The following is a 13880-nucleotide window of genomic DNA, read 5'->3' on the forward strand; positions in this document are numbered from 1 at the left end:
GGCTTTCCTGCGCTGGGCCAGCGAGCCTAGCTTGCCGCCTGACTCTCGTCCGCCGCCTTCTTCTCGCCGGTGCCGACGAAAATTCGCGCCGCGATGATGCCCGCCTCGTACAGGATGATGAGCGGCAACGCGAGAATGAGTTGCGAGAAGACATCGGGCGGCGTCACGACGGCAGCGACGATGAACGCGCCGACGATCACATACGGCCTGATCTCCCTGAGCTTCCTCACGCTCAGCACGCCCATGCGCACGAGCAGCACGACGACGATGGGCACCTCGAACGTCACGCCGAACGCAATGAACATCGTGAGCACGAAGCTCAGGTAATTGTCGATATCCGTCGTCATCTCCGCGCCTAGTGGCGCGTTGTAATGCGCCATCACGCGGAAGATGGTTGGGAACACCACGAAGTACGCGAATGCCATGCCGCACAGAAAGAGCGTGTAACTGCTCGCCACCAGCGGCGCGACGAGCTTCTTTTCGTGCTGGTACAGGCCAGGGGCCACGAACGCCCAGATCTGGTAGAGCACGACAGGCAGCGCAATCACGAAGGCGACGAGCATCGTGACCTTCATTGGCACGAAAAACGAGCCGGTCACGTCGGTGACGATCATCTTGCCGTCGCGCGGCAGGTTCTGCATGAGCGGTCGCGCAAGCAGCCGGAATATGTCGGGTGCCCAGTACACGAGCCCCACGAAAACGACGATCACGGCGATGCCCGCGCGGATGATGCGGTCACGCAGTTCGACGAGATGGGAAATGAAGGTCTCTTCGGAGCCTTCTTCCAGGTTTTGCTGGGGGTCGCTCACACCGGCCCTCTATTGGAAATGGACATGCGCAAAGGCGGATCCGCGTCAGAAGAACCGCGTGGGCCGGCGCAGGCTGGCCGGCGTGTGCTGCGCCACCCGCGCGGCGCCCGATTGCACGCGCGTGCGCCGCAGCGTGGCGCGCTTGTACCAGACGGGTGCGGCGCTCTGCTTCACGCGCCAGTTCTTGCGCTTCACGGCGCTCGATCCCGCGCTGCCGGAGCGCCATCCCGATCGCATCGAGGCGCCGTCCGCCGCATTGGCGGCGGCCTCGACGCTGGCCGGATCGGCGCCGCCGGCAATGCTCGGCGAGACCGACGTGCCCGCGTTCCACGCGTCGTTCAACTCGGTTTCATGCTTGCGCAGGTTGTCCTGAACGGTTTTCTCGACGTTCTGGGCCGCCGACTCGAACTCGGTTTTCATGCGGCGCAACTCGTCCAGTTCGATCTCACGCGTAACTTCGGCCTTGACGTCGTTGATATAGCGCTGCGCGCGCCCGAACAGCGCGCCCGCCGTGCGTGCGACGCGCGGCAGTCGCTCCGGCCCGAGAACGACCAGCGCGACGACGCCGATCAGCGCCATCTTCGTTAAACCGAGATCGAGCATGAATGGAGAATTCCGTCAGCCTTGGCTGCTGCCTTAGAAGAAGAAACGGCGGAAAAGGACGGTTGCCACGCGTTCAGCGCAAGTCGTTCGAGCGCTGCGTCTTGTCCTTGGCTTCGACGTCGACTGCACCGCCATTGGGCGGCAGCTCGCGCTTTTGCGCGTCGGGGGCGCCTTCGCTCTCGCGCATGCCTTCCTTGAATCCCTTCACCGCACCGCCCAGATCGCTACCGATATTGCGCAGCTTCTTCGTGCCGAAGACGAGCGCCACGATCAACAAGACGATCAGCCAGTGCCAGATGCTCAATGAACCCATGATTGACTCTCTCCTTAACCCCGCCGCCGCGCTTGCTGCGCGACGCGAAAAATTGTGCCTGTGTGATGTTGCATCGACGTGGCGTGCGACCTCTTGCGCCGCCACCGCTCTCTGCCACCTGCGCTAGCAGCGCTCAGCCCATGCGGTGCCACGGACGCGGCCCTGCCAGCAGATGTGCGTGCAGATGATAGACCTCCTGCCCGCCTCCCGGCCCCGTATTCACGACCGTGCGATACCCGGTTTCGCCGCCCGTGTACGAGACGCCCAGATCCTTCGCGAGCCGCGCGACCAGTACAAACATTCTACCAAGCAGCGGAGCGTCGTTTTCACCGCAATCGGCAAGGGTGGGAATATGCTGGCGCGGAATCACGAGTACGTGGGTTTCTGCCGCGGGCCGGATGTCGCGGAAAGCGACGAACTCGTCGTCCTCGTACACCCGCGTGCTGGGAATGTGGCCATCGGCGATCTTGCAGAAGAGACAGGTGCTGCGGTCGTGATTCATGGTGCTCCTGGTGGGCGACAAGACAGGCCGGGTTAGACGAGCCGCACCACCGGACGCTGCTGCCGCTCAGAACCAGGCGCGCGGGTTGTGCAACGGCTTATTGTCGTACAAGTACAGCCAGCCTTTGATGATACGGTACAACGTCCAGATTGCGACAGCCCACAGAATTGGAATGCCGATCAGCACGAGGATGAGAAGGCCGCCGATCAGATGGCCGGCCAGTCCGAGCCAGAAAGTGCGGATTTGCCACGTGAAGTGCTGCTCATAGGGCGTACCGAGCGCTTCGTCGCGTTTCAGGTAATTGAGGATGATGGCGATCAGCACGGAAATGCCGCCGGTGAGCCAGTACACCGCATAGAGTGCGTACAGCACATGGGTGAGCGTGCGCAGGCTGCGCAGCCGGTCCGCGTCTACGCCATTGCGGTACGAAGGGGGTGGGTAATCGCCGGAAGTGGACATCGAATTCGTCTCCTGTCGCCGCCAACCTCAGTCGCCGTTCGCCTCGCGCTCACGGGTCTTGCGCAGCGCCTTTTCCTCGAGCCCCGAAAGGCCCTCGCGGCGTTCCAGTTCCGCCAGGACATCGGCGGGGCTCAAATCGAAATGCGAGAGCGTCACGAGACAATGAAACCACAGGTCGGCCATCTCGCCCACAAGCGCTTTCGGCGCGCCGCCCTGACGCACGTCCTTGGCGGCCAGCACGACTTCGGTCGCCTCCTCGCCCACTTTCTTGAGCACCGCGTCGTCGCCCTTGTGGAAGAGGCGCGCGACATAGGAAGCGTCCGGGTTGCCGCCCTTGCGGCTGTCGATCACCGCCGCGAGGCGCAGCAGCGTGTCGTTGGTGTTCAGTTGCGTCATTTGTAGATGTGTTCGGGGTCTTTCAGCACCGGATCGACGGCGACCCAGCGGCCTTCGTCGACGGTGCCTTCGAATTGCTGGAAAAAGCACGAGTGGCGGCCCGTGTGGCACGCGATGCCCGAGACCTGCTCGATCTTGAGCAGCACGACATCTTCGTCGCAGTCGAGGCGGATGTCGCTCACGTGCTGCACGTGCCCCGACTCCTCGCCCTTGAACCACAGGCGCTGACGCGAGCGCGAGAAGTACACGGCGCGACGCAACTCGACCGTTTTCGCGAGCGCCTCACGGTTCATCCACGCGAACATCAGGACGTCGCCGGTGGTGGCTTCCTGCGCGATCACGGGCACGAGGCCGTTGGCGTCCCAGTTGACCTTGTCGAGCCAGTTCGCGTTGGCGAGGTCGCTCGCGGAGTTGCCGGTTTGCGTATTGCTCATCGCGTCAAATCCTCACCGAAATGCCCTGGTCGGCCATGAAGCGTTTGGCCTCGCCAACCGTGTGCTCGCCGTAGTGGAAGATGCTCGCCGCCAGCACGGCGTCGGCATGGCCTTTTACGATGCCGTCCGCCAGATCCTGCAAGCCGCCCACGCCGCCCGATGCGATCACGGGAATGGGCACCGCGTCGGAAACCGCGCGCGTGAGGTCGAGGTCGAAGCCGCTCTTCGTGCCGTCGCGGTCCATGCTCGTGAGCAGGATTTCGCCCGCGCCCAGTTCGGCCATTTTGCGCGCCCATTCCACGGCGTCGATGCCGGTGGCCTTGCGGCCGCCGTGTGTGAACACTTCCCAGCGCGAAGTTTCGCCCGGCGCCGAGGTACGCTTCGCGTCGATGGCGACGACGATGCACTGCGAGCCGTATTTGTCGGCGGAATCGCGCACGAGCTGGGGATTCGCGACGGCCGACGAGTTCATGCTGACCTTGTCGGCACCGGCGTTGAGCAGGCGCCGCACATCCGCCACGGCGCGCACGCCGCCGCCGACGGTGAGCGGAATGAAGACCTGGGAAGCCACTGCCTCGATGATCGGCAGGATCAGGTCGCGCTGGTCGGACGTCGCGGTGATGTCGAGGAAGGTGAGTTCGTCGGCGCCCTGGTCGTCGTAGCGGCGCGCGATTTCGACGGGGTCGCCCGCGTCGCGCAGCTCGACGAAATTGACGCCTTTCACGACGCGCCCGGCGGTCACGTCGAGGCAGGGAATAATGCGTTTGGGTAGAGCCATGATCTTGCCGAAGTTGCCAGTCGGTTTGCGTCCGGTGAGCGCCCTGCCTGAGCAGGCTGCCGCACCCGGTTCGGGCGTAGCGCGCTTTCACCACGCGAGAGCCCGGCATCTGCCGGCCTTTGGCGTGTCGAACTGCCCATTGTCGCGCGCTTTTGCGCCGTGTCGCGAAAATATCCTGCGCGAGCGCCATCCGAAGATGATGGCGCCGCGCCAAAAACAAAAGGCCTCCGCGTAACGGAGGCCGACGTTCTGCGCTTTACGCGTCGTCCGATTCGCGCAGGCTGTCTGCGCGCGTTTGCGCGGCGGCGAAATCGAGGTCGCCCGAATAAATCGCGCGCCCGCAGATCACCCCTTCCACGCCTTCGTCCTCGACCTCGCAAAGTGCGTCGATGTCGGCGAGATTCGAGAGGCCGCCGCTCGCGATGATCGGAATCTTCACCGCGCGCGCGAGGCGCACCGTGGCTTCGATGTTGATGCCCTGGAGCATGCCGTCGCGGCCAATGTCGGTGTAGATGATCGACTCGACGCCGTAATCCTCGAACTTGCGCGCGAGATCCACGACTTCGTGGCCCGTGAGCTTGCTCCAGCCATCGGTGGCGACCTTGCCGTCCTTCGCATCGAGGCCGACGATGATATGCCCCCCGAATGCCGTGCATGCTTCCTGGAGGAAGCCCGGATTCTTGACGGCGGCAGTGCCGATGATCACGTAGGAAAGGCCATCGTCGAGATAGCGCTCGATGGTGTCGAGGTCGCGGATGCCGCCGCCGAGCTGCACGGGGATCTCGTCGCCCACCTCCGCGATGATTTCGCGGATCGCGTCTTCGTTCTTCGGCTTGCCTGCGAACGCACCGTTCAGGTCGACGAGGTGCAGACGGCGCGCGCCGCGCTCGACCCAGTGTCGGGCCATGGCCGCCGGTTCCTCGGAGAAAATCGTCGCCTGGTCCATATCGCCTTGCTTGAGGCGAACGCAGTGACCGTCTTTGAGATCGATGGCCGGAATCAGCAGCATAGCTTCGGGTGTGTCTGGGAATGAGGTTGAAATCTGCGGCGCCGGCGGAAAAGAGGCCCGATCCGACGCCGATTCGCTAGTTTAGTACAACTCTTTCGGCGGCCTTGCTGATGTACATCGAAGGCCGCGGCGCTCGCGCGCGAAGACGGCCGCGAAAGCCAGCGCCGCAGGGAATCAGGGGTTCCAGTGGACGAAGTTGCGATAGACGCGCAAGCCCGCAGCGGCGCTCTTTTCCGGGTGGAATTGGGTGGCGAAGATGTTATCCCGCGCCACCGCCGAGGTAAAGGCCGCGCCGTACGGCGTTTCGCCCACGGTGTGCGCCGGGTCCGCCGGCACCACGTAGTAGCTGTGCACGAAGTAAAAGAAGCTTTCGTCGGGCACGCCTTCCCACAGCGCGTGGGCGCGCGCCTGGCGCACGCGGTTCCAGCCCATCTGCGGAACCTTGAAGCGCGAACCGTCGTCCTGCAGCTTGCCCTCCAGATCGAAGCGCACGACCTTGCCTGGCAGAAGACCGAGGCCCTTCGTATCGCCTTCCGCGCTCCAGTCGAACAACATCTGCTCGCCCACGCACACGCCCATGAGCGGCTTGGTGCGCGACGCTTCGAGCACGGCATCCTGCAGGCCCGACTCGGCGAGGCTGCGCATGCAGTCGGGCATCGCGCCCTGTCCCGGCAGCACCACGCGGTCGGCCGCACGGATCGCCTCGGGACGCTCGACGATGGCCACGTCGGCTTCCGGCGCGGCCTGCCTCAGCGCCTGGGCCACCGAACGCAGGTTGCCCATCCCATAATCCACAATCGCAATTGAAGTTTTCATCTCGATTCCGGCCTGCTCGTGAGGCCCTGCCCTCGGCTGTGCGGGCGCGCGCGCCGCGATGTGCCCTGATCTGCCTTCAAAGCCGTCAATGTACGCCAGTCGGCGCGCGCAAACCATTAGCCGAACGGCCAACATTGCGCTTGCCACGTGTGCGCGACAACCCGATGCGGCGCGCGTGCGGCAAAGCGCTCATGTGCCCGGTCCGCCCGACGCGGCTCGCCTGCTGGTCGCTGAAAGGCCCGCTTGGACGCTTAGAGGCTGCCCTTCGTCGACGGAACCTTGCCCGCCTGACGTTCGTCCAGTTCGGCGGCCTGGCGCAGCGCGCGGCCAAACGCCTTGAACACGGTTTCCATCTGATGGTGCGCGTTGAGACCGCGCAGGTTGTCGATGTGCAGCGTCACGCCGGCATGGTTCACGAAGCCGCGGAAGAATTCGATCGACAGGTCGACGTCGAACGTGCCGATGCGCGCGCGCGTGAACGGCACGTGGAATTCGAGGCCCGGACGTCCCGAGAAGTCGATCACCACGCGCGAGAGCGCCTCGTCGAGCGGCACATAGGCGTGGCCGTAGCGGCGAATGCCCTTCTTGTCGCCGATGGCCTGCGCCACGGCCTGCCCGAGCGTGATGCCGACGTCTTCCACCGTATGGTGGTCGTCGATATGCGTGTCGCCATGCGCCTCGATGTCCAGATCGATCAGACCGTGTCGTGCGATCTGGTCGAGCATGTGGTCGAGAAACGGCACGCCGGTCGCGAGCTTTTGCTCGCCGGTGCCGTCCAGATTGAGTTTCACGCGGATTTGCGTTTCGCTGGTGTTGCGAACGACTTGCGCGACGCGCATGGGAATTTCCTTCAAACAGCCCGTAACAGGAGAATGGGAGAACGAAGCATCGGCTTAACGGAGCACGAGCTTCAGGGCAGCGAGCAGTTTGGCGTTTTCGTCGGGGGTCCCAACGGTCAGGCGCACGCAGTTCGCCAGCAATGGGTGCATTTTACCCACGTTTTTGATCAGGATCCGGGCGGACAGCAGCGTGTCGAAAACCGCGGCCGCGTCGGGCACGCGCACGAGCAGGAAGTTGCCCGCGCTTTCGAACACCTGAGCACCGGGCAGCTTCGCCACTTCGGCCGCCAGCGCCGCACGTTCGGCACGCAGTTGCGCTGCCTGCGCGTCGAGCACGTCGAGGTGGTCGAGCAGCAGGTCTGCCGCCGCCTGCGTGAGGACGTTCACGTTGTAGGGCGGCCGCACCTTGTCGAATTCGTTGAGCCACGACGGCCGCCCGGCGAGATAGCCGAGGCGGATGCCCGCGAGTCCGAGCTTCGACATCGTGCGCATCACGACCACGTTGTCGAACTCGCCCGCGCGCGGCATCCAGCTTCGCATCGCGAACGGCTGGTAGGCCTCGTCGATCACCACGAGGCCCTTCGCCGCCGCCGCGGCCGCGATCACGCGCTCGATGTCCGCCTCGGCGAACAACGTGCCCGTGGGGTTGTTGGGATACGCAAGCCAGATCACGGCGGGCGTGTGCTCCGCGATCGCCGTGAGCATCGCCTCGAGGTCGAGCGTGAAATCGGCCCTGAGCGGCACGCCGACGAATTCGACCTGCGCGAACTTCGCCGACATCGCATACATGACGAAGCCCGGCACCGGCGCGAGCACCTTTGCTCCCGGCTTCGCGCACGCGACGGTGATCATGCTGATGATCTCGTCCGAGCCATTGCCGAGCAGCACGTCGCAGTCGGCCGGCACGCGCATCGCGCGCTTGAGCTTCGCGATCAGCGCCTCGGGGCGCGGCGCGGGATAGCGATTGAGCGCGACGGCCGCGAGGCGTTCGCCTAGTTGCGCCGCAAGATCGGCGGGCAGGGGAAACGGGTTTTCCATGGCGTCGAGCTTCACGAATCCGGCAGCGTCGGGCACGGGGTAACTCGTCATCGCGAGCACATCGCGACGGATGATGTCTTGTGGTGTCGTCATGTTCAAAGGCGGCTCGCGCAAGCGGCTCCGCCAGCACGGGCAGCTCGGAAGGCCGGCTGCCCTGGTTATCGTCGTGGTCTCTGCTGCGTGTGGGGCAATCTGCCGGGCACAGTGCGGCTCATGCCTGCAGTTCCCGTAGTTCCTGCCGTTCCTGCGGTTACGCCCCGCCTTTTCGCGGGGCTTGCCGCGGCGCAGCGTCTCCATGCTGCACGGCGGCGTCACTCGACTACGCTTCGCACGGGCGATGCTGCCTGCCGGCAAGGCAGGCCCACCGCGCCAGGAGGCGCGGGATCTGGCTTTAGCCCTGCCTCATCCGGAATTCGGCGCTGCGCGCGTGGGCCTGCAGGCCTTCGCCGTAGGCAAGCTCGGCTGCGATCTCGCCGAGCGTCTGTGCGCCTTCGGCACTGACCTCGATGAGGCTCGAACGCTTGATGAAATCATAGACGCCGAGCGGCGACGAAAAGCGTGCGGTACGAGACGTAGGCAGCACGTGATTGGGTCCCGCGCAGTAGTCGCCCAGGCTCTCGCTCGTGTAGCGGCCGAGGAAGATCGCGCCCGCGTGGCGGATCTCGGCGCCCCACTTCTGCGGCTCCAGCGCCGAGATTTCGAGGTGCTCGGGAGCGATCTCGTTGGCGATGGCGCAAGCCTCGGCCATGTCGCGCACCTTCACGAGCGCACCGCGGTTGGTCAGCGACGTGGCGATGACTTCGGCGCGCGGCATGCTGGGCAGCAGTTCCTGGATGGCTTCCTCGACGCGCCTGATGAAGCCTTCGTCCGGGCACAGCAGGATCGACTGGGCGAGCTCGTCGTGCTCGGCCTGCGAGAACAGGTCCATGGCGACCCAGCGCGGGTCGGTCGTGCCGTCGCACAGCACGAGGATTTCCGAGGGGCCCGCGATCATGTCGATGCCGACCGTGCCGAACACGCGGCGCTTGGCCGAGGCCACGTAGGCGTTGCCCGGCCCGCAGATCTTGTCGACGGCCGGAATCGTGTCCGTGCCGTAGGCGAGTGCGGCCACGGCCTGCGCGCCGCCGATCGTGAACACGCGATCGACGCCGCCCAGCAGCGCTGCCGCCAGCACGAGCGGATTCTTCACGCCGTCCGGCGTGGGCACGACCATGACGATTTCGCGCACGCCCGCCACCCGCGCGGGAATGGCGTTCATCAGCACGGACGACGGATACGCGGCCTTGCCGCCGGGCACGTAAAGGCCCACGCGGTCGAGCGGCGTGACCTTCTGGCCGAGCACCGTGCCGTCGGCTTCGGTGTATTGCCAGCTATGCGAGCCGCACTCGATGCGCTGCTTCTCGTGGTAGCCGCGCACGCGCGCCGCCGCCGCTTCGAGCGCCGCGCGCTGCTTGGGTTCGAGGCTCTCCAGCGCCGCTTCGAGTTCGGCGAACGGCAGCTCGAGCGCCGCGACGCTGGTGGCGTCAAGGCGGTCGAAGCGGTTCGTGAAGTCGAGCACGGCGGCGTCGCCGCGCGCCTTCACGTCGGCGAGAATCTGGGCGACGGAGCGCTCGATCGCCTCGTCCTCGCTCGCCTCGAAGGCGAGCACCGCGTGCAGCGCCTTTTTGAAGCCTGAGGCGCTGGAATCGAGTTTGCGCATCGTGATAGCCATGCTGGTATCCATCCGTATCGGTTGTGCAGGCGGTGCTCGACGCCCGCCTGCTTAAGCAGCCTGCTCGCGGCGCGACGCGCGTTCGAACGCGTCGATGATGGGCCGCAGCGCCGCGCGCTTGAGCTTGAGCGCCGCCTGATTCACGACGAGGCGCGACGAGATCTCCATGATCTCCTCGACCTCGACCAGGTTGTTCGCGCGCAGCGTGCCGCCCGTGCTGACGAGGTCGACGATGGCATCGGCGAGGCCGACCAGCGGCGCGAGTTCCATCGAGCCGTACAGCTTGATGAGGTCGACGTGCACGCCCTTGGCCGCGAAGTGCTCGCGCGCGGCTTGCGTGTACTTGGTCGCCACGCGCAGGCGCGCGCCCTGGCGCACCGCGCTCGCGTAGTCGAAGCCCGCCTTCACGGCCACCGAAAGACGGCAGCGCGCGATGTCGAGATCGATCGGCTGATAGAGGCCGCCGCCGCCGTGCTCGAGCAGCACGTCCTTGCCCGCCACGCCGAAGTCGGCCGCGCCGTACTCCACATAGGTGGGGACGTCGGTCGCGCGCACGATGATCACGCGCAGATTCGGATCGGTGGTCGGCAGGATCAGCTTGCGCGAGGTTTCCGGGTCTTCGGTCACCTGCACGCCCGCGGCGGCGAGAAGCGGCATCGTCTCTTCGAAAATGCGGCCCTTCGAGAGCGCGAGTGTGAGCGGCGCGCTGGCCGCGGCCGCCGGCGTCGGCTTGGACTCGACCGTGCTCATACCGCGCTCCCTTTGATGCGCTTCACGTTGGCGCCGATCTTCGTGAGCTTCGCTTCCATGCGGTCGTAGCCGCGGTCGAGGTGATAGATGCGGTCGATCAGCGTTTCGCCATCGGCGCACAGGCCCGCGATCACGAGGCTTGCCGAAGCACGCAGATCGGTTGCCATGACCTTCGCGCCCGAGAGCTTTTCCACGCCCGTCACGAGTGCCGTCTTGCCGTCGATCGTGATGTGCGCGCCGAGGCGGTTCAGTTCCTGCACGTGCATGAAGCGGTTCTCGAAGATCGTCTCGACGACCTGCGAGGTGCCGTCCGCGATCGCGTTGAGCGCCATGAACTGCGCCTGCATGTCGGTCGGGAACGCCGGATATTCGGAGGTGCGCACGTTCACGGCGCGCGCGCGCTCGTCCATGCGCACGCGCATCCAGTCTTCGCCCTCCTCGATCGTCACCCCGGCTTCGCGCAGCTTGTCCGTGACGGCGTCAAGGATGTGCGGACGCACGTGGCGCAACGTGACGTCGCCGCCCGCGGCCGCAACCGCGCACAGGAACGTGCCCGCTTCGATGCGGTCGGGAATGACGGTGTGGCGCGCGCCGTGCAGCTTGTCCACGCCCTGGATGACGAGGCGGTCGGTGCCGATGCCCTCGATCTTCGCGCCCATCGCGACGAGCAGATGCGCGAGGTCGCCCACTTCGGGCTCGCGCGCGGCGTTCTCGATCACGGTCTCGCCCTCCGCGAGCACGGCGGCCATCAGCAGGTTCTCCGTGCCGGTGACGGTGATCATGTCGGTGACGATGCGCGCGCCCTTCAGGCGCTTCGCGCGCGCCTCGATGAAGCCGTGCTCGATGTTGATCTCGGCGCCCATCGCCTGCAGGCCCTTGATGTGCTGATCCACGGGCCGCGCGCCGATCGCGCAGCCGCCGGGCAGCGACACCTTCGCCTCGCCGAAGCGCGCGACGAGCGGCCCGAGCACGAGGATCGAGGCGCGCATGGTCTTCACGAGCTCATACGGCGCGACGAGGTTGTCGACGTTCGAGGCGTCGAGCTGCACGCGCGCGCCGTCCTGCTCCGTGCGCACGCCCATCTGGTTGAGCAGCTTGAGCGTGGTGCGCACGTCCTGGAGGTCGGGCACGTTGTCGAGATGAACGGGTTCGGCGCTCAGAAGGCCTGCGCAGAGAATGGGCAACGCGGCGTTCTTCGCACCCGAAACAGCCACTTCCCCTGCGAGCCTCTGCCCGCCGACGATGACGAGTTTATCCATGCCTGAGATTTCCTGATCGGTGCGCCCGGCTTGCGGGTTCGCTTCGTGGGTCGCTTGGTGTTGAGCAGCGCCGCTTGCTGCGGCGCTTTTATCCTGGGTGATTCGCACTGAGATTCCAGATTATGCGTTCTGCCATTCGGCGGGCGTGAGCGTCTTCATGCTGAGCGCGTGGATTTCCTCGCGCATGCGCTCGCCGAGCGCCGCGTAGACGAGCTGATGGCGCTGGATCAAGCGCTTGCCGTCGAATGCTGAGGAAACGATCGTCGCGAAGAAGTGCTGGCCATCGCCTTCGACTTCGAGGTGCTCGCACGCGAGCCCTGCCGAGATGTACTGCTTGACCTGTTCCGGTGTCGGCAACATGAGTATGGCTCCTGCCTGATAGTGCGCTAGTGGCGCAGCTTGTACCCGCTCGCGAGCAGACGCATCGCGAACGCGGCCAGCGCCACGAAAAACACGAAAACGATCGAAAGGCTCACGAGCGGGTTGATGTCGGACAGGCCGAAGAACCCAAAGCGAAAACCATCGATCATGTAGAAGAACGGGTTGAGTCGCGACACCTCGCGCCACACGGGCGGCAGCGTATGCGTCGAATAAAACACGCCCGAAAGAAACGTGAGCGGCATGATGAGAAAGTTTTGAAACGCCGCGAGCTGGTCGAACTTCTCCGCCCAGATCCCGGCGATCAGGCCGAGCGTACCGAGGATTGCCGAGCCGAGCACCGCGAAGCCGATGATGTACAACGGCGCGGCGAAGCTCATCGGAATGAACCAGATCGTCACGACGAACACGCCCGCGCCGACAGCGAGGCCGCGCACGATCGAGGCGAGCACGTAGGCGCCGAACATTTCCCAGGCTGCGAGCGGCGGCAGCAGAACGAATACGAGATTGCCCGTGATCTTCGACTGGATCAAGGACGACGAACTGTTCGCGAAGGCGTTCTGCAACACGCTCATCATCACGAGGCCGGGAACCAGGAAGCTCGTGTACTCCACGCCGGGATAAACCTCGACGTGGCCGCGCAGCGCGTGCCCGAAGATCGTGAGATAGAGCAGCGCGGTGATGACGGGCGCGAGAACGGTCTGGAAGGCGACCTTCCAGAAGCGCAGCACTTCCTTGTAGAACAGCGTGCCGAATCCACCACGCCAGGCGCTCATGCGAGACCCTCGACCATTTCAGGACCGTTCATCACCTGCACGAAGACATCCTCCAGATCGGCCTTGCGCACTTCCACTTCTTCGAGCTTGCAGCCATTTGCGCGGCACGTCGCGAGAATGCGCTCCACGTCGTCGTAGCTCGCGAGGCGCAAGAGGTGCTGGCGCGCGTTGACATTCGACGGATCGACTTCGAGCGCGCGCAACTCGGCGGGCAGCACGCCTTCCGAGAAGCGCAAATAGAGCTGCGTGCCAGCGAAGCGCTGCAGCAGCGTGCTCGTGCGCTCCAGCGCGACCATCTCGCCGCGCCGCAGCATGGCGATGCGATCGCACAATTGCTCGGCTTCTTCCAGATAGTGCGTGGTGAGCACGATGGTGTGCCCTTCGCGATTCAGGCGCGAGATGAATTTCCAGAGCGTTTGACGCAGTTCCACGTCCACGCCGGCGGTGGGCTCGTCAAGCACGATCACGGGCGGACGGTGCACCAGCGCCTGCGCAACGAGCACGCGCCGCTTCATGCCGCCCGAGAGTGCGCGCATGTTCACATCGGCCTTCTCGGTGAGATCGAGATTGGCCATGACCTCGTCGATCCACGCGTCGTTGTTGCGCAGACCGAAGTAGCCGGACTGGATGCGCAGCGTCTCGCGCACGGTGAAGAACGGATCGAACACCAGTTCCTGTGGCACGACGCCCAGATTGCGGCGCGCGTTGCGGTAGTCGGAGACGACGTCGTGGCCGCGCACGGCGATCGAGCCCTCGTCCGCGCGGGCGAGCCCGGCCAGAATGCTGATGAGCGTCGTCTTGCCCGCGCCGTTCGGGCCGAGCAGCCCGAAGAACTCGCCGTCTTCGACCGTGAAGCTGACGCCCTTGAGCGCCTGAAGCGCCTTGTAGCGCTTCTTGACGTTGCGGATTTCTATGGCTGGCATGACAAATACGCCGCCCGTTTGCGAACGGCGCGGCTCAAGAGTGCATCGATGCTGCGGGGAAGACCGGAATTGGGGACGGCTTATGAG

At 65.2% G+C, this 13880-nt stretch carries 18 protein-coding genes; all 18 read right to left on the minus strand.

The genetic code is table 11. The annotated features are described in order from the left end of the window. Positions 1 to 26 precede the first annotated feature (26 nt). The 18 genes from tatC to VSR34_RS27150 all read right to left on the minus strand — a co-directional run bounded on the left by tatC (position 27) and on the right by VSR34_RS27150 (position 13793). Positions 27 to 809, minus strand: coding sequence for a twin-arginine translocase subunit TatC (tatC, locus tag VSR34_RS27065; RefSeq protein ID WP_028231680.1), 783 nt, complete (start codon positions 807 to 809; stop codon positions 27 to 29). A 45-nt stretch (positions 810 to 854) separates the two neighbouring features. Further along, on the minus strand, positions 855 to 1412 hold the full coding sequence (gene tatB, locus VSR34_RS27070) for a Sec-independent protein translocase protein TatB (RefSeq protein ID WP_342964053.1): 558 nt from the start codon (positions 1410 to 1412) through the stop codon (positions 855 to 857). Positions 1413 to 1485: 73 nt separating this feature from the next. Beyond that, complete coding sequence (gene tatA / locus VSR34_RS27075; protein ID WP_028213284.1) at positions 1486 to 1725, minus strand: Sec-independent protein translocase subunit TatA; 240 nt, start codon at positions 1723 to 1725, stop codon at positions 1486 to 1488. Between the two features lie 133 nt (positions 1726 to 1858). After that, positions 1859 to 2227: a histidine triad nucleotide-binding protein gene (locus VSR34_RS27080; RefSeq protein WP_028213285.1), complete on the minus strand. Its 369-nt coding sequence runs from the start codon at positions 2225 to 2227 to the stop codon at positions 1859 to 1861. 66 nt (positions 2228 to 2293) lie between these two features. Beyond that, a complete protein-coding gene (locus VSR34_RS27085) occupies positions 2294 to 2686 on the minus strand; it encodes a membrane protein (RefSeq protein WP_028213286.1) in 393 nt (130 codons plus the stop codon). A 27-nt stretch (positions 2687 to 2713) separates the two neighbouring features. Further along, the gene (locus tag VSR34_RS27090; RefSeq protein ID WP_028213287.1) at positions 2714 to 3082 is read right to left on the minus strand and encodes a phosphoribosyl-ATP diphosphatase; all 369 of its coding nucleotides are present in this window, start codon (positions 3080 to 3082) and stop codon (positions 2714 to 2716) included. Next, positions 3079 to 3516, minus strand: a complete 438-nt coding sequence (gene hisI / locus VSR34_RS27095; RefSeq protein WP_028213288.1) for a phosphoribosyl-AMP cyclohydrolase — start codon at positions 3514 to 3516, stop codon at positions 3079 to 3081. Before hisI ends, VSR34_RS27090 begins: the two co-directional genes overlap by 4 nt. A 4-nt stretch (positions 3517 to 3520) precedes the next feature. Beyond that, on the minus strand, positions 3521 to 4294 hold the full coding sequence (gene hisF, locus VSR34_RS27100) for an imidazole glycerol phosphate synthase subunit HisF (protein WP_028213289.1): 774 nt from the start codon (positions 4292 to 4294) through the stop codon (positions 3521 to 3523). 256 nt (positions 4295 to 4550) lie between these two features. Continuing rightward, positions 4551 to 5303, minus strand: coding sequence for a 1-(5-phosphoribosyl)-5-[(5-phosphoribosylamino)methylideneamino]imidazole-4-carboxamide isomerase (gene hisA / locus VSR34_RS27105; protein ID WP_028213291.1), 753 nt, complete (start codon positions 5301 to 5303; stop codon positions 4551 to 4553). A 174-nt stretch (positions 5304 to 5477) separates the two neighbouring features. Further along, the gene (gene hisH, locus VSR34_RS27110; protein WP_028213292.1) at positions 5478 to 6119 is read right to left on the minus strand and encodes an imidazole glycerol phosphate synthase subunit HisH; all 642 of its coding nucleotides are present in this window, start codon (positions 6117 to 6119) and stop codon (positions 5478 to 5480) included. A gap of 251 nt (positions 6120 to 6370) precedes the next feature. After that, positions 6371 to 6958 carry an imidazoleglycerol-phosphate dehydratase HisB gene (gene hisB / locus VSR34_RS27115; protein WP_028213293.1) on the minus strand — a complete coding sequence of 196 codons (588 nt, stop codon included), beginning with the start codon at positions 6956 to 6958 and terminating at the stop codon, positions 6371 to 6373. A gap of 54 nt (positions 6959 to 7012) precedes the next feature. Next, positions 7013 to 8089, minus strand: coding sequence for a histidinol-phosphate transaminase (hisC, locus tag VSR34_RS27120; protein ID WP_028231682.1), 1077 nt, complete (start codon positions 8087 to 8089; stop codon positions 7013 to 7015). 298 nt (positions 8090 to 8387) lie between these two features. After that, the gene (gene hisD / locus VSR34_RS27125) at positions 8388 to 9707 is read right to left on the minus strand and encodes a histidinol dehydrogenase (RefSeq protein WP_028213295.1); all 1320 of its coding nucleotides are present in this window, start codon (positions 9705 to 9707) and stop codon (positions 8388 to 8390) included. Positions 9708 to 9758: 51 nt separating this feature from the next. Beyond that, positions 9759 to 10457 (minus strand): ATP phosphoribosyltransferase, encoded by a 699-nt coding sequence (gene hisG, locus VSR34_RS27130; RefSeq protein WP_028213296.1) that lies wholly within the window; start codon positions 10455 to 10457, stop codon positions 9759 to 9761. Next, on the minus strand, positions 10454 to 11716 hold the full coding sequence (murA, locus tag VSR34_RS27135; protein ID WP_036019849.1) for a UDP-N-acetylglucosamine 1-carboxyvinyltransferase: 1263 nt from the start codon (positions 11714 to 11716) through the stop codon (positions 10454 to 10456). The genes hisG and murA overlap by 4 nt, the downstream gene beginning before the upstream one ends. 120 nt (positions 11717 to 11836) lie before the next feature. Beyond that, on the minus strand, positions 11837 to 12076 hold the full coding sequence (locus VSR34_RS27140; protein WP_028213298.1) for a BolA family protein: 240 nt from the start codon (positions 12074 to 12076) through the stop codon (positions 11837 to 11839). A 26-nt stretch (positions 12077 to 12102) separates the two neighbouring features. Beyond that, a complete protein-coding gene (locus VSR34_RS27145) occupies positions 12103 to 12870 on the minus strand; it encodes an ABC transporter permease (RefSeq protein ID WP_028213299.1) in 768 nt (255 codons plus the stop codon). Then, complete coding sequence (locus VSR34_RS27150) at positions 12867 to 13793, minus strand: ABC transporter ATP-binding protein (protein WP_028213300.1); 927 nt, start codon at positions 13791 to 13793, stop codon at positions 12867 to 12869. Before VSR34_RS27150 ends, VSR34_RS27145 begins: the two co-directional genes overlap by 4 nt. Between the last annotated feature and the right edge of the window lie 87 nt (positions 13794 to 13880).

It is taken from the genome of Paraburkholderia sp. JHI2823 (genome assembly GCF_038900695.1).
Taxonomy (GTDB): Bacteria; Pseudomonadota; Gammaproteobacteria; order Burkholderiales; family Burkholderiaceae; genus Paraburkholderia; species Paraburkholderia mimosarum.

Bases quoted from the DNA above. Each gene is read 5' to 3' on its own strand.
- VSR34_RS27145 (WP_028213299.1), bottom strand. From the start codon at position 12,870: ATGAGCGCCTGGCGTGGTGGATTCGGCACGCTGTTCTACAAGGAAGTG.
- VSR34_RS27090 (WP_028213287.1), bottom strand. From the start codon at position 3,082: ATGACGCAACTGAACACCAACGACACGCTGCTGCGCCTCGCGGCGGTG.
- hisD (WP_028213295.1), bottom strand. From the start codon at position 9,707: ATGGCTATCACGATGCGCAAACTCGATTCCAGCGCCTCAGGCTTCAAA.
- hisF (WP_028213289.1), bottom strand. From the start codon at position 4,294: ATGGCTCTACCCAAACGCATTATTCCCTGCCTCGACGTGACCGCCGGG.
- hisI (WP_028213288.1), bottom strand. From the start codon at position 3,516: ATGAGCAATACGCAAACCGGCAACTCCGCGAGCGACCTCGCCAACGCG.
- tatA (WP_028213284.1), bottom strand. From the start codon at position 1,725: ATGGGTTCATTGAGCATCTGGCACTGGCTGATCGTCTTGTTGATCGTG.
- VSR34_RS27085 (WP_028213286.1), bottom strand. From the start codon at position 2,686: ATGTCCACTTCCGGCGATTACCCACCCCCTTCGTACCGCAATGGCGTA.
- VSR34_RS27080 (WP_028213285.1), bottom strand. From the start codon at position 2,227: ATGAATCACGACCGCAGCACCTGTCTCTTCTGCAAGATCGCCGATGGC.
- VSR34_RS27150 (WP_028213300.1), bottom strand. From the start codon at position 13,793: ATGCCAGCCATAGAAATCCGCAACGTCAAGAAGCGCTACAAGGCGCTT.
- VSR34_RS27140 (WP_028213298.1), bottom strand. From the start codon at position 12,076: ATGTTGCCGACACCGGAACAGGTCAAGCAGTACATCTCGGCAGGGCTC.
- hisB (WP_028213293.1), bottom strand. From the start codon at position 6,958: ATGCGCGTCGCGCAAGTCGTTCGCAACACCAGCGAAACGCAAATCCGC.
- hisG (WP_028213296.1), bottom strand. From the start codon at position 10,457: ATGAGCACGGTCGAGTCCAAGCCGACGCCGGCGGCCGCGGCCAGCGCG.
- murA (WP_036019849.1), bottom strand. From the start codon at position 11,716: ATGGATAAACTCGTCATCGTCGGCGGGCAGAGGCTCGCAGGGGAAGTG.
- hisH (WP_028213292.1), bottom strand. From the start codon at position 6,119: ATGAAAACTTCAATTGCGATTGTGGATTATGGGATGGGCAACCTGCGT.
- hisC (WP_028231682.1), bottom strand. From the start codon at position 8,089: ATGACGACACCACAAGACATCATCCGTCGCGATGTGCTCGCGATGACG.
- tatB (WP_342964053.1), bottom strand. From the start codon at position 1,412: ATGCTCGATCTCGGTTTAACGAAGATGGCGCTGATCGGCGTCGTCGCG.
- hisA (WP_028213291.1), bottom strand. From the start codon at position 5,303: ATGCTGCTGATTCCGGCCATCGATCTCAAAGACGGTCACTGCGTTCGC.